Below are 21,143 nucleotides of genomic sequence, written 5' to 3'. Positions count from 1 at the left end.
CTTTCCATGCAACGCTTACTATTTACCCTTACCTTTTTCTTTACCGCACTATTCGCGCAGGCTCAAACTACTGATGTCCCTGTTTTTGTTTCCGGCCAGGAAGGCCATAAATCCTATCGTATCCCCGCCATCATCGACCTGCCCAACGGCGATATACTCGCTTTTGCGGAAGGCCGGGTACATGGCGCGGCAGACTTTGGCGACGTGAACATCGTCATGAAGCGCAGCTCGGACAAAGGCAAAACCTGGTCGGCCCTGCAGACGGTGGTGGATTACGACACCCTGCAGGCCGGTAACGCCGCCCCTGTGGTGGACCTGACGGACCTGGCCTATCCGAAGGGCCGAATCTTTCTGTTCTACAACACGGGCAACGCGCATGAGTATGAAGTACGAAGCGCCAAGGGCTATCGCGAGGCGTGGTACGTCACCTCCACCGACAACGGCCAGACCTGGTCGGAGCCTGTGGACATCACCACACAGGTACACCGCCCGAACATGCCTGCCGCTAACCCGGCCTATACCTTTAAAGAGGACTGGCGCGCCTATGCCAACACGCCAGGCCATGCCATTCAGTTTGCGGAGGGCAAGTATAAAGGCCGCATTTACGTAGCCGCCAACCACTCGGAAGGCAACCCGAAGAACACAGCAGAGGATTACTTCGCCCACGGCTATTACACCGACGACCACGGTAAAACTTTCAAGATCAGCGAAACCGTGCCGGAGTCAGGAGGCAACGAGGCAATGGCAGCTGAATTGACCAAGGGCCGGTTAATGATGAACATCCGAAACCAGCAGGGCGATGTGCGTGCCCGCATCATTAGCATCAGCAGCGACGGCGGCGCCACCTGGGATACGACCTACTTTGATCAGCAGCTCCCGGACCCGGTGAACCAGGGAAGTATACTTCGGATCGGCAAAAAGAGAGGGAAAGCCATTCTGGCCTTCTGCAACGCCGCCGACACCCAGCGCCGCGATAACCTGACCCTGCGCATCAGCTACGACGAAGGCAAGACATGGTCCGAGCAGCACCTGATCGCCAAAAGCCCGAACAACGAGAAGGACTACGCTGCTTACTCTGACCTGGTGAAGACAGGGAAGAAGGAGATCGGCGTGCTGTACGAGAAACACGGCTATCAGCAGATCGTGTTCACGGTGGTGAAGTGGAAGAAGTAGAAGGATAAACTTCCTGTATAGAGCTAACTGCTGCCACCGACACAACAGGGTATAGCAATATATACTTGTGGTTTGCGTTTACGAGAACATTGTTTAATTTACGCACTTCTTACGCTATAATGCCTTTCTAAGGTCCTTAATACTTTTGGGAAGTAAGGGTGGCTCCGGGTGTATCCGCTATCAACAGGTAGTGAGGGTATATCCGGAGCCAAACCTTTATACTTCCCTAAGTCATACATGATACAGAGCATGTGCAGTCTCTCTTAAGCCTCATCAGTACCCGGATGGGGTGGAGGAAGTGCCTTGGTTTGTACACGTTACGTTGCCATACTTTAATTAACCATGAATAAACTCTTACTGCTTACGTGTCTGCTGGCCCTGGGCTTTTTCCCGGCGCTAGCCCAGAAACCCTACCTCGATCCAGTTTTCGAAAACCCTGCCGTGCAGGAAGAAAACCGTCTGCCGATGCGGGCGTCGTACTTTCCGTTTGAGGATGTGGCCAAAGCGGCCGCCGGTGACAAGGCCAAGTCTTCTCGCTTTATGTCGCTTAACGGCATGTGGAAGTTCCATTGGGTGGAGGACTACAAGCAGCTGCCGCAGGATTTCTACGCCACCAATTTCAGTGATAAGAGCTGGAAAGAGTTTCCGGTGCCGGCCAACTGGGAGTTTAACGGCTACGGCGTACCGATCTATGTGAACCCGTTCTACGAGTTTAACATGACCAACCCGCAACCGCCGAACATACCGGATAATATAGACCAGCCGGCAGGTGCCTACCGCCGTGTGATTACCCTTCCGGCTAACTGGAAAGACCAGCGCGTGTTCATTCACCTGGGGGCTGTGAAATCAGCCTTTAAACTTTATGTGAACGGCAAGTACGTGGGCCTGGGCAAAGACAGCAAGCTGGAGTCGGAGTTCGATATCACGCCTTACGTGCAGCCGGGCCAGAACCTGATTGCCCTGGAGGTGCGCCGCTGGAACGACGGCAGCTACCTGGAAGCGCAGGACATGTGGCGCGTGTCGGGCATCAGCCGCGACTGCTACCTCTACACCCGCCCGAGCGTGCACCTCTACGACTATGTGACCAACGCCTCGCTGGCCAACAACTACCGCGACGGCGTGATGAACCTGCACATTACGGCCTGGAACAACACCGACGAAAACCAGGAGAAGTATAAAGTAAGCGCGGCCCTGTACGATGCCGATGGCAAGAAAGTATGGAGCGCCCAACAGAACACCTGGGGCCTGAAGATGAAGCAGGGTAAAACCGAACTTCGTTTTAACGCCAATGTTGCCAACGCTAAAGCCTGGAGCGCCGAAACCCCGAACCTGTACCGCCTCGAAATCGCCCTTTACGATGCAGACGGCAAGGTGCAGGAAGTGATCAGCCGCAAGATGGGCTTCCGTACGATAGAGATCAAGAACACGCAAATACTGGTAAACGGCAAGCCAGTGATGTTCAAAGGCGTGAACCGCCATGAGACGCACCCGGAAACGGGGCAGGTGGTGAGCCGTGAGGCCATGCTGGAGGAAGTGAAGCTGATGAAGCAGCTAAACGTGAACGCTGTGCGCACCAGCCACTACCCGAACGACCCTTACTTTTATGAACTATGCGACGAGTACGGCCTGTACGTAATGGACGAGGCCAATGTGGAGTCGCATGGCATGCACTACGATTTGGGCCGCACGCTGGCTAACGTGCCGGAGTGGGAGCTGGCGCACCTGACGCGCATCGGCCGCATGATTCGCCGCGACCGCAACCACCCGAGCATTTTCTCCTGGAGCCTGGGCAACGAGGCGGGCAACGGCTGGAACTTCTACCGTGGCTACGAGCTGGCCAAGAGCCTGGACCCCTCGCTGCCGGTGCACTACGAACTGGCATCCGGCGACTGGAACACCGATATCTACTCTAAAATGTACCGCACCCCGGACGAGGTGATCGCCTACGCCCAGAGCAACCCCACGCAACCCTACCTGCTGTGCGAGTACGCCCACGCCATGGGCAACAGCATTGGTAACTTTAAGGAGTACTGGGATATTTTCGAAACCTACCCGGTGCTGCAGGGCGGCTTTATCTGGGATTGGGTAGACCAGGGCGTATACCGCATGAAGGACGGCAAGAAGATCCTGGGCTACGGCGGCGACTGGGGCGATAAAGACACGCCAAGCGATAACAACTTCCTCATCAACGGGGTGATCGGGGCGGACCGTACTTTCCACCCGCACTCTTACGAGGTGCGCAAAGTATACCAGAACATCGCCTTTACCCTAAACAAAAACCAGCTGGGCGTGCGCAGCAAGTATTTCTTCCGCACCCTGGATAACTTTAAACTGAACTGGACGCTGCTGCGCGACGGCAAAGAAGTAAAATCCGGCACAATCAACGAGCTCACCGTGCAGCCGGGGCAATTTGTGAGACTTACCCTACCGGACGAGGCGATTAAAGCCGATACGGCCAATGAGTACTACCTGCAGGTAAAAGCGGTGCTTAAAAACGATGAAGGCGTGCTGAAAGCAGGCACCGAGCTGGCCTTCGAAGAGTTTGCCCTGAGCAAGCCTGTGCCGCCAGCTTATGCCGCGAGCAACGACAAGATCAACGTAACGGACGGAGCCTCGACTATCGAGCTGGGTAATAAGCGGTTCAGCCTGACGGTGGATAAGAAAACGGGTAACATTACCTCTTACAAGGCCAACGGCAAAACGATATTGGAAAGTGGCCCGCGCATCAACTTCTGGCGCCCCGGCACCGACAACGATTTCGGGGCAAATCTTCCGAAAAGGCTGAGAGCGTTAAAGGATGCTGACGAAAAAGCCGTGGTGAAAAAGGTGAACGTAGAAACGCTGGCCGACGGGCAGGTGCAGGTGAACGTTGAGAAGGAGTTGCTGGACGGTGGCTTGAAGTATGAGCAGACCCTGATTGCTGACGGCAAAGGTGCCCTGACCGTGAAAAACAAGGTGCAGCCGCTGAAGGAACTGAAACTGATGACCTTTAAGGTAGGCAACCACATGACGCTGCCAACAGACTTCAAAAACCTGGAATGGTATGGCCGCGGCCCGTGGGAAAGCTACTGGGATAGAAAAACTGCCGCCCTGGTGGGCCAGTACAAAGGCAGCATCGCCGAGCAGTACCACCCGTACGTGCGTCCGCAGGAGAGCGGTAACAAGAGTGATGTGCGCTGGGCCAAGATCAGCCGCAAAGACGGCTCCGGCATCATCATCCAGCACATCGATACGCTGCTGAACGTGAGCGCCCTGCCCTACAGCCCGGACCAGCTGTTCCCGGGCTTCGACAAGCACCAGACGCACTCAGGTTCGCTGGAGCCGGATAAAAATATCCACCTGCACGTGGACCTGCAGCAGTTCGGCATTGGCGGCAACAACAGTTGGGGCCTGCTGCCGCTCGACAAGTATAAGCTGTTTCTCAACAGGCCATACTATTACGAGTACCGTATAGTGCCGGTGAAAAAGTAGGTTTGATTGATTTTTTGAACGGAGCGGCACAAAGGTATACCTGTGGCCGCTCCGTTTGCGCTTAGGCACCTGTTGCCAAAGTATACAAAGTGTTAGCCTAGCCTGTAGAGGTAGTGCGTTTCACGTGTGGGAGATGACCCATACTTTTATCCAATCAAAGATCATGTTAAAAAAGCTCGTCCCATGTTTTTTGCTTGTTGCGCTGCTTGCCTGCCGGAGCCAGCCCAATAGCGCCGTTACCAGCTACGCACCTGCTGTAGGCAAAGCGGTAGCGGTAGCCGAGCGCCCCAGAACACCCATTATGGGCTGGTCGAGCTGGAATAACTTCCGAGCCAATATCAACGAGGACATCATCCGGGCGCAGGCCGATTTCATGGTCTCGTCGGGGATGCAGGAGGCCGGTTATACGTATGTCAACATCGACGACGGCTTCTTTGGCGGGCGCGATGCGGAGGGAAATATTCTGCCCCACCCGGAGCGGTTCCCCAGCGGCATGCGTGCCCTGAGCGACTACATCCACTCTAAAGGGCTGAAAGCGGGAATTTACTCGGATGCCGGCATCAACACCTGTGCCTCTTACTGGGACAAAGATACCGTGGGCGTAGGCATGGGTCTCTACGGGCACGATGCGCAGGACCTGCAACTGATGCTGCAGGAGTGGAACTATGATTTTATTAAAGTGGACTGGTGCGGCGGCGATTGGCTGGGCCTCGATGAGCAAACGCGCTATACCCAGATCGGCCACCTGATCCGCCAGATCCGGCCCGATGCGGTCTACAACGTGTGCCGTTGGGAGTTTCCGGGCGAGTGGGTGGTGCCGCTGGCTGACTCCTGGCGCATCTCCGGAGACATCGACAACACTTTTGCCTCGGTGATGCACATCGTGGACCTGAACGCCGACCTCTGGAAGCACGCCTCGCCGGGCCACGTAAACGACATGGACATGCTGCAGGTAGGGCGGGGCATGAGCTACGAAGAAGATAAGACGCACTTTTCGATGTGGTGTATGATGAGCTCCCCGCTGCTGGCCGGCAACGACCTGCGCCAGATGAGCCCGGAAACGATCCGCATCCTCACAAACAAAGAGTTGATTGCTATCAACCAGGACAAACTGGTGTACCAGGCCCGCCGCCTGGTGGACAAAGGCGACCTGGAAGTATGGGCCAAGCCCCTGCAGACGACCATGAGCGGCCAGGTAGCCGTGGCGCTGCTCAACAGGTCGGGGAAAACCGCTGCTATTACTTTCCAGCCGGATTCCGTGGGCCTGGATGCCGTCAAAGGCTATACCATGCGTGACCTTTGGGCGAAAAAAGATTTTGCCGTTTCTACAGCGAAAGACATTAGCTTTGACGTTCCCGCGCACGGCGTGGTCGTGCTGACGTTACAGGGTACTTCCCGGCCTTACAATGTATTTCAGTACAAGTAGGCGGGGGAAGAGCTGTAGACAAGCAAGTTTTAGACAAAGGACTATTTGACAAAAGACAAAAGAGGTCAAGTATTGAAATATTTAGAATTCGGATAGATCTCTCCCCGAGGATTGAAATGACGGCAAGGGCAAAAGCTATCGATGCTATTCCCAGTCTTTCCGTTGAGCGCCTCGAGAGGTTCCGGTGCCGAGCGTGAGCGAGGCATTGCGACGTAGGAGCAAAGGAAGCGAAAGCAGCGCGATGCGGGAAGACGAGCCCTTTCGGGCTTGAGAGCACCAAAGCCGGAAATACAACTGTAGGTTTGTAAGTCTGGAGGATGAACAGTAGCTAGTAAGGATAGCCTGGTTCCAGTTGCAGGAAGCAGGTCCTAAGAGAGGCACAAGCGGATGCTTGCGCCAGAGAAGTATGAAGTATAGCAGAAGTACAAAAGACGGCTCTAGAGGTAGTCGGATTATAGAGAGGCACGAGTTACAAACTCGCGCCAGCGATAGGCGACATAAGTCTGCAGACTTGCGCCAGTGACATTAGCAACACAAAAAGCAAAGTATAAAAACCCTAAAAATGAAGTATAAAATTATCCGCAAAGTATGGCTTTACACCCTGACCGCCATGCTTTCCATCATCACCCTCCAAACCCACGCCTCCGATACCTTAAATGTGGTCACGCACAACCGCATGACGGTGGTAACCGACCCGAGCCAGGGCAATAACCGCTACAAAGCCTGGGGCGTTTTCCCGTCCAAAGGCGAGGACATTAGAAGTATAAAACTGAAGCTGCGCCTGGGCTGCCCCGACAACATGCGCTGCGCCGACTGGGATTATAAAGACCACATCACCATTCGTAGAACCGGAGGCAAAAAAGGCGCGTCGCAGGACATTGAGATCGGGCGCATGCTGACGCCCTATGGTGGGGCCTTCGGCAAGGAATGGACTTTTGACTGGGAGGTGGACGTCACCGATTTCAGCCTGCTGCTGCGCGATAGCGTGGAGATAGAGTATAACCACACCGGCTGGGAGCCCAATGAGGACCGTGGCTGGACCGTGACGCTGGATTTCGAGGTCGTGAAGGGGAAACCGGCCTGGGAGCCTATTTCCATCCAGAAGATCTACGACGGGGCTTACCGCTACGGCGACCCTGCCAACCCAATCGAGAATGCGCTGAAGCCCACTACGTTTAAAGCCGATAAAAATGCTGCGTTCGCCCGCCTGCGCGTGGTGCAGACTGGCCACGGCATGGACAAGCCTGACAACTGCGCTGAGTTTTGCAGCAAGTACAGGGAAGTATACTTCGACGAGAAACTGGTAGACAGGAGAGACATCTGGAAGAAGTGCGGAGAGAATCCGCTCTATCCGCAGGCTGGCACCTGGGTGTACGACCGCGCCGACTGGTGCCCCGGCGACCTGATGCAACCTGACCTGTTTGACCTGCCCGTAAAGCCCGGCTCCCAGCACACGGTAGACATCAACATGGAGGATTATACTTCCACGGAGCCAAGCGCCGACGAATACATCACCGCGTACGTCATACAGTATAAAAAGCCCGCTGCTAAAAACGATGTGGCCCTAACCGACATCATCCGCCCGTCGCTGAAAGATGCCCACCGTCGCCAGAATCCAGCCAATGTGCAGCCGCAGATCGTAGTGCGCAACATGGGAGCAGCGCCGCTTACCAGCCTGCAAATTAGCTACGGCACCAGGGGCTTTGGCAAGAAGAAGTATAACTGGACCGGCAGCCTGCAGCCCGCAGGCTACACCGTGATCGCCCTGCCGGGCGAAATAGAGAGCAACGTAGGGCAGAACACCTTTGAAGTAGAGTTGCAGCGGCCAAACGGTAAAAAAGACAAGTATGCGGCCGATAATAAAATGGCCAGCGCCTTCGAGGCGGTACCAAGGCAGGAGGGAACCATGGTCGTATACCTGATGACAAACAACCAGCCGGATCAAAACAGCTACGTGCTCAAAGACAGAGAGGGCAAAGTTATTCAGGAGAGAGTCGCCGGAACCCTGAAGGCGAATACCCTATACCGCGACACGGTGCAGCTGACTAATGGCAACTATGAGTTTGTCCTTCAGGACACCGGCGGAAATGGCCTGGAGTTCTGGGCCAACCCGCGCGGCGGCAGGGGCAAGGTGCGCCTGCTGAATAAAGACGGGGCCATGCTGCAGGATTTTGAGTCTGACTTCGGTTCCTCGGTGCGCTATGCCTTTGAGGTAGGAACGCCCGTAGCGCCAGTTACTGACCAGACCTCCTTCGGCTTATACCCCACCCGCACCAACGATACCACCACCTTCGACTATTATGCTAACCTGCCGCACGACGTGCTGGTGCAGATCGTAACCGACCCGGGCGATGAGGTGGTACTGGAGCAGAAGTATGAGCAGCTAAAGGAAGGCGTCTTCACCTACGACCTGAGCCAGCACCCGAAAGGCCGCTTTTACCTAAAAGTATTTGTTGACGGGGAAGAGAAGTTCAAGAAGCGCATCCGCCTGAAAGAGTAATTTCTCACAAACTATACGTTGTCTACCGCCGCCTGCGAGCACCTTGTTCGCGGGCGGCTTTTTTTTGGGTCTTACGTCAAACACCTCCTTCCATCTCTGTACAGCTATCTATTTATTTTTTAATAATATCAGCTTAAATCTGTAGTGCCGTCTCTGGTTTTTCTCTTGTTTACCTGTTTGCGTGTGCGTTTACATCCTTTAGTTTACTTATTTAAATCCAAATTATCATGGTAAAAGGCAAGGGTGATTAATTACTCAAAGACCGTAAAACTTTTTAAAAATTTCTTTAAAGTATTTTTTTATTAAAGAAAGTCCACCTACTTTGGTAACAATTTCGTAAAGAAGGCCTCAAAAAGATAATATCTTCCATCTGATGTTTGACAAACAGGTTGCTTATAAGAGGAACATCGCAAAGCATCTATACTTTGCCGGTGAGCTGTCCTGTGCTGACCTCAGCACCCTTACTGGTAAGAGTGTACCTCTTACCGCACGCCTGCTTGGTGAGTTAGTGAACGAGGGAACGGTGGTCGAGAAAGGCTATGCCCTCTCCACCGGTGGCAGGCGGCCGCAGATGTACTCCTTAAGGCCTGATTTAATGTACATGGTGTCCGTGGCGATGGATCAGCTCATAACACGCATCGCCCTGCTCGACATGCACAACAACTACATAGGGGAAGTCCAAAAGGTGGAGTTGCCACTGGCCAACAACCCCGATGCCCTGCAGCAGCTAGCCCTTCATCTCACACAATTTATAGCGCAGGCAGGCGTTCCGACTGACAAGATCATCGGAGTGGGAATCGGTATGCCAGGGTTTGTGGATGTGGTTAAAGGAGTCAATCACTCATTTCTCAATAATGGGCAGGTCAGCCTGGTCACGTACCTGGAGTCTGAGATAAACCTCCCGGTTGTGATCGACAACGACTCGAGCCTGGTCGCCCTGGCCGAGCACAAGTTGGGTACCGCCAAGGACAGGCAGAACGTGATGGTGCTGAGCATTGGGTGGGGTATAGGCCTGGGCATGGTATTGAACGGGGCCTTGTTTCGGGGGCACAACGGCTTTGCCGGCGAGTTCAGCCACATCCCCATCTTCATGAACAACAAGATGTGCAGCTGTGGCAAGAGCGGCTGCTTGGAAACCGAGACCTCACTGGTGGTGGTAGCGGAACGGGCGGTAGAGGGGCTAAAGTCCGGCAGGGTATCGATGCTGCAGGGGCTCACGCTCGATGATATGGAAGCCACATCTAATGCTATTATGGAGGCTGCCCTGAAGGGAGACCGCTTCGCCATCGAGTTGTTCTCCGAAACAGCCTATAACATAGGAAGGGGCGTGGCCACACTTATACATCTTCTTAACCCGGAGCTCATCGTGCTAAGTGGCAGGGGGTCTGTGGCCGGCAAACTTTGGATGGCCCCTCTCCAACAGGCAATCAACGAGCACTGCATTCCTAAAATCGCTGAAGACACAGAAATCAAAATCTCAACAATCGGATACCAGGCGGAAATAATTGGCGCAGCGGCGCTGGTTATGGAGCATTACGACACCTTAAGCCTTGGAAAGGGCAAAACGGCAGGCAATCATCAGGCGGTTTAGCCCGATAGATAAGCCTTGTATTACATGAATAAGGGTTACAAAAAATTTCACAATCAAAACTGTTTTCTATGAGGAAAATGATTACTAAGCAGTTCGTGCTTTGTTTGCTCCTGTGCCTGTTTACAGGATTGGCGTTCGCGCAGCAGAAACGGACCATCACTGGTACAGTGAAAGATGACAAGGGAACTCCTTTGCCTTATGCGTCGGTACAGGTAAAGGGAACTACGACCGGAACGACCACCGGTGACGACGGCACGTTCAGCCTTTCAGTGGCTGAGGGGGCTGTTCTGGTGGTAAACTCCTTAGGTTTTGACTCCAAGGAAGTAAGTGTTGGGACAAGCAACACGCTCAATATTACGCTGGGAAGCAGCAGCAGCCAGCTCAGCGAGGTAGTGGTGACAGCTCTGGGGATTGAGCGCGAGAAGAAATCGCTGGGATATGCCATGCAGGAAGTTGGCGGCGGGGAGCTGGTGGAGGCGAGAGAGGCTAACCTAGCAAATGCCCTGACGGGTAAGGTGGCTGGTCTGCAGATCACGCGCTCCAGCAACGGCCCGGGAGGTTCCTCCAAGATCCTCCTTCGCGGTAACAACTCCCTTACAGGGGATAACCAGCCGCTGATCGTGGTAGACGGTATTCCGATCGACAACTTTACCGGAAGAAACAACAACGACTACTGGAACCCGGGCCTGGACATGGGTAACGGTCTTGCCGATATTAACGCAGAAGATATAGCAAGTATATCTGTGCTGAAGGGAGCGTCTGCGGCGGCTCTCTATGGCTCAAGAGCGGGTAACGGCGTTATCCTGATCACCACGAAGTCTGGCAAGCCGCAGGACGGGCTGGGTATCACGATCTCCTCTACCGTTGGCTACGACGAGATTTTTACCTATCCAGAACTGCAGGATACCTTCGGCCAGGGTTCGGAGGGTAGCTATGATCCAATATCTGGCGCTAGCTGGGGCCCAAGAGCCGATGGGCAGACCGTGGAGAACTGGAGAGGCGAAAATGTGCCGCTTCGCATTTATGACAACATCGATAACTTCTTTGGAAAAGGACTTTACTCCAGCCAGAACGTTTCGTTCCAGCAGCAGTACAACAACACCTCTGTTTACACGTCCTTCAATAAGTTTGACAACGAAGGAGTGTCGCCGGGCGTGAAGCTAAGCAGAACCAGCCTGACGGCCAGAGCTGTCAGCCATTTCGGCAAGGCGGAGCGCTGGACCACGGACACCAAGGTGCAGTATACAAAGACTGACGCCGAGAACCGGCCAATCGGGGGTAACAACCCTAACAACTCCTTCGGAACGCTATTCGGCCTGCCACGCTCCATAGACATCCGTGACTTTGAGCGGGCGGTTGATGAGAATGGCAACATGATCTGGTACGGCTCCAGCAGCCAGATGAACCCTTACTGGAACAGCAGGTATAACCTGAACCAGGATTTAAGAGACAGGTTTATCATGAATGGTTCCGTGAAGTATGACTTTACGGACTGGTTGAGTGCTGAGATTAAAGGTGGTGCGGACATGCACTATACTACTGTCGAGAGCAAACTCTACGGCGGCAGCCCACAGACACCATCCGGAAGATACAGCCTGGGCAAGCAGAACTTCATGGAGACCAACTACAGCACACTCATCACGGCACAGCGCGATAACGTGATCGGCAGACTGGGTGGTATGGTGACATTGGGTGGTAACCTGATGGCGCAGAAGTTCAGCTCTATCAGCGGCAACGCTGGCGAACTGGAAGTGCCAAACCTGTTCTCCCTGAACAACGGCAGATCTAATCCTACCATAGGCCAGGACTATCGCGAGCAGAAAATCAACTCAGTATACGGTATGGTGCAGTTTAACTGGGACGGCTACCTGTTCCTGGATGCGACCTTCCGCAACGACTGGGCTTCTACCCTGAGCGAAGACAACCGCTCGTTCTTCTACCCGTCCGTGAGCGCCTCTTACGTGTTCACCGATATGCTGGAGACCACTGGAGCTACACTTCCGGCCTGGTTGACCTACGGTAAACTAAGAGCCTCTTATGCAGAGGTAGGAAACGGCCTTCAGCCTTACGAGCTTTACAACACCTACTGGATAGGAAAAGACCCAAATGGCAACCCGACGGCAGGCAGAAATCCCACCCTTTACAACTCAAATGTTAAAAATGAGCTGATTAAGTCGTACGAAGCCGGTTTGGAGGCGCGTTTCTTTGACAGCCGGATTGGCTTTGACTTTACAGTTTATAAGTCTAACGCTACAAACCAGCTTATTACGCTGCCAATGGACCCGCTCAGCGGTTACAGCGGAAGAATTATCAATGCTGGTGATATCCAGAACAAGGGTATAGAGTTGATGGTAGATGCCGACATCATCAGAAACTCGACCGGTTTTAACTGGAACATCAGCGGTAACTTCTCCAGAAACCGCAACACAGTGGAGGAACTGTATGAGGATATCGAGATCTATCAGTTGGGAGGCTTCGATGATGTGCGTGTAAATGCAGTAGTTGGCGGCGAGTATGGCGAGATCTACGGCAGCACGTTCAGCAGAGTAGATGATTCGGAAAGTCCATACTTTGGCCAATTGCTGCTGAGCAGCGCAGGATTGCCACTGGTAGGAGAGCAGGGTGTGAGACTGGGCAACCAGCAGGCGGATGCACTGTTGGGTGTTACCAACACACTGCGTTATAAAGGCCTGGGCCTTTCCTTCCAAGTAGATGCCCGCATCGGAGGCGAGATCTTCGCTGGAACACTTGCTAGCATGCAGCGCAACGGTACATCTCTCGCCACGCTGCGTGACGGAGGCCGTGAAAGCTTTGTAGTGGAAGGTGTGATACAGGACCCTACTACAGGAGAATACCAAGTAAACACGACAGAAGTAACGCCACAGAACTACTGGAATGCAGTAGCTGGTGTGGGTAACCTGGGTATCACAGAGGCCAATGTTTACGATGCAACCAATGTGCGTCTGCGCAACGTGAACTTAAGCTATGCACTGCCAGGAGGTCTGCTTTCTAAAACGCCGCTTCAGAGAGCCAGCGTTGGCATAACAGCCACAAACGTGTGGCTCATCTCCAGCCACCTGGACGGACTAGACCCTGAATCGGTGTTTGCCACTGGCTCCAACGCAACTGGTTTTGAGAACGGAAGTATGCCAACCACACGCTCTATTCTGTTCAACCTTACGCTGGGCTTCTAATCTTTTAACTGCATTAGTTTTATGAGAAATATACTTAAAAAATCGTGGGTGCTGATGGCAACAGGCCTGATGCTTACCTCATGCAACGATTTCGAAGAAATCAACGTGAACCCCGTAGCGGCAAGTGCGGATCAGGTGCAGGTGGAGTACTTTATCAACAACTCCATCATTAGCGCGCAAATGAACCCAGACGTGGCCGAGCGATCATTTATACTTTACTGGAAAGTAGCTGCGCATTACCAGGAGGGCTCAACCCTTTCGGCAGGCGGCTACAACGACGGCTGGACCAGTGCTTACTATAACCAGGTTTCCGGTTGGCTGAACGCAGCCAACACTGCCATTGAGGTCGCCAACGGGCACATCAACTCGGGCAAAACGCAACCTCACACCGAGAACCTGCTGCAGGTAGCCCGTATCTGGAGAGCATACCTGATGAGCGAGATGTCTGACAACTTTGGCCCCATTCCGATCAATGCCTTCCAGGGCGAGAACCCGGAGTTCTCAGATGAAAAGACTGTTTACTACTTTATTCTGGATGAACTGAGGGATGCGAGTGCTAAGCTTGATGAGTCGGTGGCAAGACCCGATAGGCTTAAGCAATTGGACCCTGCCTATGCTTACAACTGGGCCAACTGGAGAAGGTATGCCAACTCGCTGCGCCTGCGCCTGGCCATGAGGCTCTCCGAGGTAGACCCAGCTAAGGCAAAGGCAGAGTTTGAGGCAGCTGCTGCAACCAACGACCTGCTACTGACCTTGGACGAAACCTTTAAGGTGAAGGAAAAACCGGGTTGGGACGCCCTGTCTGGCGTGATGAGCCGCGAGTGGAACGCGCAGTACCTGTCTCAGACACTGTTCAACACCTACTTCAACCTGGGTGGTATAGAGACGGAGGAGCAGCTCGGCGAGCCTTTCCATGATGCGATCAAACCTGCCGACTGGATGGGACAGCGATTTGAAAATCATTTCGCCACCTTGACGAACAATCCATCCGCTGGCTATTGGTTCAATGGTTTGCCATATGCCGTGGATCCCCGTGCTTATGAGGCCTTTGCCATCCCTGGCGACTATACAAACCCCAACTATAGTAACTATCCATCCTGGACAACGGATGCCAGAAACCCGAAGCGTCCGCTGCTGGATGATGCAGGCAACGTGATAAAAGAGATCGATGCCACGTACACCTGGAACTCAGCCGGCAACGGATCGTGGGGAGCCAAGGGATCGAAAAACAGGGTGTATTCTTACCCAGGCACTATCCCGCGTATGTCGCAGGAGTTTAGAACAAGCCAGAGCCAGCGTGTTTTCTTCGGGCCTTGGGAGACCTACTTCCTCCTCGCCGAAGCCGCTGTTCGTGGCTGGAATACACCAATGTCGGCCGAAGAGGCTTATGAGGCAGGTATTAAGAGCAGCTTTGATTATTGGGGCGTGCCAATGAAGGGTTACCTGGCTTCAGAGGATTATAACAGAAACGGCACCTCCGTAAGCTGGGCACACACCGCCGAACCTTCTGCCACTTATACTATGAAGTATGAGAACGGGTACACAGGTGCAACCAGTGAGGCTACTATCAAGTATCCGGTCAACCACCTGTACAAGGATGGTGCGGTTAAGAATGATCACCTGACTAAGATCATCACGCAGAAGTACATTGCGCAGTTCCCGTGGCTTCCATTGGAAGCCTGGAGTGACCATAGAAGACTGGGGCTACCTTTCTTTGAAAACCCAGCTGTGGAGAACCCGCTTCCGAACCTGCCATCCCTTACCTCCGCAAATTACATGGAGAGCCGGGTGGAGTTCTTCCCGCAGCGCCTGAAGTACCCATCCACCCTGGAGAATACAAACCCTGCTGGCTATGAGCAGGCTGTAAGCTTCCTGAACGGACCCGACGCTGTGGCAACCCCACTATGGTGGGCACAGAAACAGTAGCATTGCCTTAATTTAACCGTCTGATTAGGTTTCATAGCCATTTCAGACGTGTTCTCCGAGTAAAAAGGTTAATCTTCTTATTTGTAATATTTTACATGGGAAGATTAACCTTTTTTATTAGTTTTACTTTATGTATGACAAGAGACAAAGTTTACTTATATTTAGTAGTTGTCTTAGGCTATCAAGTACGACCTGGAGAGTGCCTAGGAAGCTATAGGGTGAAGTTCTAGTGAGAAAGGATAAAAAGAGAAGCCTTTATAAGTTTTTGCGTTTTCGAACACATTTTTATGTACTATATATTGCTAATATTAATTAATTATTATATATTTAATAGTATCTTAAGCTCTGGGGAGGCAAATGGATACATGTGCGAAAGCGTGTACGAACTTTTGCACTGCTGCTGTAAAGCCAACCGGTAAGAAGATTTACCCCTATAACACAAGCCACTACTCATTAGCCACACCGCCGCCGCTACCATTCTATACTAAACGACACAGTTCGAGAAACTATCAAACACAATAACCAAATTAACCTAACTAAAAGTGATAGTGCGTATATGAAAAAATCTACAAAATTATCTACTCTGCTGCTGTTGGCTGCCTCTTTAGGCGGGCCGGTTAGCAGTGAGGTGTGGGCCAACTCCAGGATCAGTCCTGAGCAGTTGGTCCGGCAAAACGAGGGGGAAGCTAATAAGGCTACCCGGCAGGCAAGTGCCGTACAGGGAAAGGTAACTTCTGAAAATGGAGAGGCCCTTCCTGGTGTAACGGTTGTTTTAAAGGGAACCTCAACAGGTACTACGACAGGTGCTGATGGATCTTTCAGCCTGAATGTGCCGAATGGTACAGGTACGCTGGTTTTCTCCTATATCGGCTACCTGCCGCAGGAAGTTTCTGTTGATGGGAAGTCTACCATCAGTGTTACGCTTCGTGAGGATTCGAAAGCCCTGGATGAAGTGGTGGTGGTGGGCTACGGCGAGCAAAAGAAAGCTAACCTGACCGGTTCTGTTTCTACGGTAAGCGCAGAAGTGTTGGAGTCGCGGCCTGTGCAGAATGCTGGTCAGGCATTGCAAGGTATCATCCCAGGCCTAAACCTGCAGACGACAGGACTGGGCGGAGAACTGAACCAGCCGCTGAACTTTAATATCCGTGGTGCCGGTACGATTGGGAATACCTCTTCAGCTCCTTTGGTACTTATTGACGGCATGGAGGGCAACCTGAATGCCATCAATCCGCAGGATATCGAGTCGGTAACGGTGCTGAAGGATGCTGCGGCCTCTTCCATTTATGGTTCCCGCGCTCCTTTCGGTGTAATACTGGTAACGACTAAGGCAGGTAAGGCCGGTAAAACGCGCGTGGGCTATTCCAACAACTTCCGAGTTTCGGAGCCCATGGGGCTGCCCACTATGATGGACTCCCATACGTTTGCCATGTACTTTAACGAAGCAGCCGCCAACGGCGGTGAGTCTCCAAAGTTCTCGCAGGAGGTGCTCGATAGGATCAAGCAGTACCAGCGTGGCGAGATTGACTATGCTACCGTGCCAAATGCCAACGGCGACAGATACCAGTACTACACCGGTTCGCATGGCAACACGGACTGGTTCAAGGAGCATTACAAGGACCAATCTTTCTCGCAGGAGCATAACGTTAGCCTGAACGGCGGCACGGATAACACGCAGTTTTACGTATCGGGCGGCTACCTGGACCAGGGAGGCCTAACCCGCCACGCAGGGGATGAGTTCCAGCGATATAGCTTTACCGGTAAGATCAATACGACGATCTCCAAGCTTGCCAAGTTCAACTATACTGCCAGGTATGTGCGGGAGGACTTTACCAAAGCCACCCACCAGACAGACCTGTTCTACCACAACGTTGCCCGCCGCTGGCCTACGGTGCCTGCCAGAGATCCCAACGGGCACTGGTCTGACCCAAGCGAGATCGCTCAGCTAAGAGAAGGTGGCCGTGTGGAAGATCAGAAAGACTGGTTATATCAGCAGGCTCAGTTAACTTTAACCCCTGCTAAAGGCTGGAACATTGTTGCTAATGGTAACTATAGAATCCAGAACCGCAATAACCACAGCGACGTGTTGCCAGCCTTTGGTTACGATGTGGCCGGTGAGGCCTTTGCTATCCCTGTAGGTTGGAACTCGGCAGGCTACACCTATGTGTCTGAATATGCCTTTAAGGAGGATTATTTCAGCTCCAACATCTTCTCAGATTATACTTTCAGCATCAACGACAGCCACAACTTTAAGGTATTGGGCGGTTTCAACTCAGAGTTGACTAAGACCCGTGACCTGGGTGGCTCAAGAAGTGGCCTCATCACCCCTTTGCTGCCGACTATTAATACGGCTACTGACAATAGCAAGGCTACGGCAGGAGGATACCAGCACTGGGCCATCGCGGGCTTCTTTGGCCGTCTGAACTACAACTTCAAAGAGCGCTATCTGCTGGAACTGAACGGTCGCTACGATGGTAGCTCCCGCTTTATCAGAGACAAGCGCTGGAATTTCTTCCCGTCAGTTTCGGCTGGTTGGAATGTGGCCAATGAGGATTTCTGGACGTTTGATGATCTGATCCAAACCTTCAAGATCAGAGGTTCTTACGGCGAGTTGGGTAACCAGCAGACACTTAACTGGTACCCTTTTTATACTATGCAGCCTGTTAGCGTTGGCAACGGAAGCTGGATGATTGATGGCCAGAGGCCGAATTTGGCCCATGCACCAGGTATTGTAAGTACCCTGCTTACCTGGGAGAGAGTAACCAGCTGGAACGCAGGCTTTGACGTGGCACTGCTTAATAACCGCCTCAACCTGAACTTCGATTACTTCCAGCGCAAAACCTATGATATGGTGGGCCCGGCACCGGAGCTTCCTGTCGTACTGGGTACTGGTGTTCCTTCCATCAACAACACCGATATGGAGTCAAAAGGCTTTGAGATTGAAGCCAGCTGGCAGGATAATATTGGAGAATTCAACTACGGTGTGCGTGCTGTTCTGGCAGATGACTATCAAGTGGTCACAAACTATCCTAATGAGACTGGAAACCTGAGCCAATATTACAACGGCAGAAAATTTGGGGAAATCTGGGGCTACACTACTATAGGAATAGCGAAAACACAGGCAGAAATGGATGCACACCTGGAGAAAGTAGATCAGAGTGCCATGGGCCGCAACTGGGGGCCAGGCGACATCATGTATGCTGACTTGAACGGCGATGGAAAAGTGAATAGTGGTGCCGGAACACTGGATGACCCGGGAGACCGCAGTATCATCGGTAACAGCGCCATGAGATACCGCTATAGCTTGGACCTGACAGGCGACTGGAAAGGCTTTGACATGCGTGTCTTCTTCCAGGGTGTAGGAAAAAGAGACTACATGCCAAACGGCCCATACTTCTGGGGAGTGAACGGCGGCATGTGGCAGTCTGCGGGCTTTGTAGAGCACATGGACTTTTTCCGCGACGAGAACTCTCCAATGGTACAGGCTGGTGTGGCCGGTGTAAACCTGGATTCATACTTCCCTGCCCCAGACTTTGGGTACGGAGGCAAGAACCAGCAAACGCAGACCCGCTACCTGCAGAACGGAGCCTACCTGCGTCTGAAGAACGTGCAGTTGGGATACTCGCTGCCTGCACATCTTACTTCTAAGGTTGGTGTATCCCGTGTAAGACTTTACGTGTCTGGTGAGAACCTACTCACTTTCACGGACATGATCGATATTTTCGATCCGGAGTCTGTTGGCTTGAATGGTTGGAATGACGGTAAGACATATCCATACGCGCGCGTGCTCTCTTTCGGCCTTAACCTTAACTTCTAATTACCCAACGCAATGAATAGAACATTTAGTAATAAGTTATATGCAGTGCTGTTATTTCTCGGCTTTGTTGGGATAACAGGCTGTAACGATTACTTGGACAGGGAACCCCTGTCTGACGTAACGCCTGAGAATTATTTGTGGAGCGAGGCAGACCTGGCAGCCTATACGATTGCCCGCTATAGTTTCCCGACCCACGGCGGCTGGGGGCCGGGCACATTCGGCAACGATAACCATACCGATAACCAGGCAACCAGTGGCTATGCCACCCGCTGGGTACCGGGAGAGTGGCGCGTGCCGCAAGCAGGAGGTAGCTGGAACTTTAATGACATACGCCAGGTCAACTATTTCCTGGAGACAGCAGTGCCCCGCTGGAAAGCTGGAAAGATCACTGGTAGCACCAATAATATTTCGCATTACATTGGAGAAGGGTATTTCCTGCGTGCATACGAATATTTTGGCAAGGTGCAGGCTTTCGGCGACTTTCCTATCGTGAAGAGCACGTTGCCGGACCAGATGGACCCACTGACGCAGGCCTCTAAGCGCAGACCGCGTAACGAGGTGGCGCGCTTCATCATCTCTGATCTGGATTCAGCCATTATGTTGCTGAGCACAGCGCCTCCGGGGGGTAAAAATCGCATCTCTCAGCACGCCGCGCAGCTCTTTAAATCGCGCGTTGCCCTGCACGAGGCTACTTGGCTGATCTACCACCGTGGAACCGCCCAAGTACCGGGTGGGCCAGGCTGGCCAGGCCAGGGCAAGGTAGAGAACTTCAATATCAATATTGATGAGGAGATCAACTACTTCCTGACCGAAGCGATGGAAGCTTCGGCTGCGGTAGCAGATGTAGTGCCGTTGGTAGACAACACCAAAGACAACGGCTATGACTCTTCAACTAACCCCTACTTTAGAATGTTCTCGGATCAGAATCTGGGTAAGTATGATGAAGTGCTGCTGTGGCGCCAGTATGACCCAACCCAGGGCATCAGCCACAACGTGAACCACTACCTGAACCGCAACGGCGGCAACACCGGATATACTAGAGGGTTTGTGGATAACTTCCTGATGAGCAACGGTCTGCCTATTTATGCGGCAGGCTCAGGCTATCAGGGGGATGACTTCATCTCAGATGTTAAAGAGGACCGCGACAACAGATTACAGCTGTTTATGAAGGCCCCGGGAGAGTTGATGTATAAGGATGCTAAAAACCAGGACGGTTCACCTATACTTATCGGTAAACCAGACATTATTGGATTGGCCGAGACACGTGACGTAACTGGTTATTCTGTGAAGAAAGGTATGGCCTACAGTTTCGCTGAGTCGGAAGGCAGCAGCGGAGCCACCGGCAGCATCGTGTTCCGAGCTGTGGAGGCTTACCTGAACTACATCGAAGCTTCTTACCTGAAGGAGGGAAGCATCAACGGCAAGGCAGAACAATACTGGAGAGCCATACGTGAGAGAGCGGGCGTTAATCCTGATTTTATGGTAACAATAGCTGCTACCGATATGAACCAGGAGGCTAAGAACGACTTTGCCGCCTACTCTGCCGGGCAGCTTCTTTCAGATGCAACGCTGTACAACATCCGCCGCGAGCGCCGAACTGAGTTGATGGCCGAAGGCATGCGCTACACCGACCTGAAGCGCTGGAGAGCGCTGGACCAGCTGAAGCAAAATCCATACATCGTGGAGGGCTTTAAGATCTGGGGGCCAATGCAGGAGTGGTATGTGGATGAGGAAGGCAATTCCCTGCTGATCGAAGCGGAAACCCCTGGTAAAACTGCCAACGTTTCCAAGAAGTCGGAGAGCCCGTACCTGCGTCCATACCGCGTGAACCTGTCCGGGTCTAACCTGGTGAAAGATGGTTACCGATGGGCGAATGCCCACTACCTGGAGCCGATCGCCATACAGCACTTCCTGATCACTTCTCAGGGCGGGGCAGACGGATCCGTGATTTACCAGAACCCGGGCTGGCCGCTGCAGGCTAACGCCGGCGCAACGGAGTAACAAGTATAACTGCCACAGCAAGCCCTTAAAGTATAAATAGGGCATGC

General features: G+C 52.8%; 9 protein-coding genes. All 9 read left to right on the top strand.

Annotated elements, in window-relative coordinates:
- Nucleotides 1-6 precede the first annotated feature (6 nt).
- The 9 genes from OH144_RS11690 to OH144_RS11650 all read left to right on the top strand — a co-directional run bounded on the left by OH144_RS11690 (nt 7) and on the right by OH144_RS11650 (nt 21,096).
- Nucleotides 7-1,173: a sialidase family protein gene (locus OH144_RS11690; RefSeq protein WP_266202423.1), complete on the top strand. Its 1,167-nt coding sequence runs from the start codon at nt 7-9 to the stop codon at nt 1,171-1,173.
- A 342-nt stretch (nt 1,174-1,515) separates the two neighbouring features.
- A complete protein-coding gene (locus OH144_RS11685) occupies nt 1,516-4,644 on the top strand; it encodes a glycoside hydrolase family 2 TIM barrel-domain containing protein (RefSeq protein ID WP_266202422.1) in 3,129 nt (1,042 codons plus the stop codon).
- Between the two features lie 163 nt (nt 4,645-4,807).
- A complete protein-coding gene (locus OH144_RS11680; RefSeq protein ID WP_266202421.1) occupies nt 4,808-6,070 on the top strand; it encodes a glycoside hydrolase family 27 protein in 1,263 nt (420 codons plus the stop codon).
- Nucleotides 6,071-6,632: 562 nt separating this feature from the next.
- Nucleotides 6,633-8,570: a peptide-N-glycosidase F-related protein gene (locus OH144_RS11675; RefSeq protein WP_266202420.1), complete on the top strand. Its 1,938-nt coding sequence runs from the start codon at nt 6,633-6,635 to the stop codon at nt 8,568-8,570.
- Between the two features lie 373 nt (nt 8,571-8,943).
- Nucleotides 8,944-10,161 (top strand): ROK family protein, encoded by a 1,218-nt coding sequence (locus OH144_RS11670; protein ID WP_266202419.1) that lies wholly within the window; start codon nt 8,944-8,946, stop codon nt 10,159-10,161.
- 68 nt (nt 10,162-10,229) lie between these two features.
- A complete protein-coding gene (locus OH144_RS11665) occupies nt 10,230-13,355 on the top strand; it encodes a SusC/RagA family TonB-linked outer membrane protein (RefSeq protein WP_266202418.1) in 3,126 nt (1,041 codons plus the stop codon).
- 21 nt (nt 13,356-13,376) lie between these two features.
- On the top strand, nt 13,377-15,281 hold the full coding sequence (locus OH144_RS11660; RefSeq protein WP_266202417.1) for a SusD/RagB family nutrient-binding outer membrane lipoprotein: 1,905 nt from the start codon (nt 13,377-13,379) through the stop codon (nt 15,279-15,281).
- 556 nt (nt 15,282-15,837) lie between these two features.
- Nucleotides 15,838-19,095 (top strand): SusC/RagA family TonB-linked outer membrane protein, encoded by a 3,258-nt coding sequence (locus OH144_RS11655; protein ID WP_266202416.1) that lies wholly within the window; start codon nt 15,838-15,840, stop codon nt 19,093-19,095.
- A 93-nt stretch (nt 19,096-19,188) separates the two neighbouring features.
- Nucleotides 19,189-21,096, top strand: a complete 1,908-nt coding sequence (locus tag OH144_RS11650; protein WP_266202415.1) for a RagB/SusD family nutrient uptake outer membrane protein — start codon at nt 19,189-19,191, stop codon at nt 21,094-21,096.
- Nucleotides 21,097-21,143: the final 47 nt, after the last annotated feature.

The organism is Pontibacter kalidii (assembly GCF_026278245.1).
Classification (GTDB): Bacteria; Bacteroidota; Bacteroidia; order Cytophagales; family Hymenobacteraceae; genus Pontibacter; species Pontibacter kalidii.
This window is presented reverse-complemented; position numbering and strand designations above follow the sequence as displayed.

Excerpts from the sequence above, each read along its gene's own strand:
- OH144_RS11690 (WP_266202423.1), top strand. The coding sequence starts at position 7 with ATGCAACGCTTACTATTTACCCTTACCTTTTTCTTTACCGCACTATTC.
- OH144_RS11685 (WP_266202422.1), top strand. The coding sequence starts at position 1,516 with ATGAATAAACTCTTACTGCTTACGTGTCTGCTGGCCCTGGGCTTTTTC.
- OH144_RS11680 (WP_266202421.1), top strand. The coding sequence starts at position 4,808 with ATGTTAAAAAAGCTCGTCCCATGTTTTTTGCTTGTTGCGCTGCTTGCC.
- OH144_RS11675 (WP_266202420.1), top strand. The coding sequence starts at position 6,633 with ATGAAGTATAAAATTATCCGCAAAGTATGGCTTTACACCCTGACCGCC.
- OH144_RS11670 (WP_266202419.1), top strand. The coding sequence starts at position 8,944 with ATGTTTGACAAACAGGTTGCTTATAAGAGGAACATCGCAAAGCATCTA.
- OH144_RS11665 (WP_266202418.1), top strand. The coding sequence starts at position 10,230 with ATGAGGAAAATGATTACTAAGCAGTTCGTGCTTTGTTTGCTCCTGTGC.
- OH144_RS11660 (WP_266202417.1), top strand. The coding sequence starts at position 13,377 with ATGAGAAATATACTTAAAAAATCGTGGGTGCTGATGGCAACAGGCCTG.
- OH144_RS11655 (WP_266202416.1), top strand. The coding sequence starts at position 15,838 with ATGAAAAAATCTACAAAATTATCTACTCTGCTGCTGTTGGCTGCCTCT.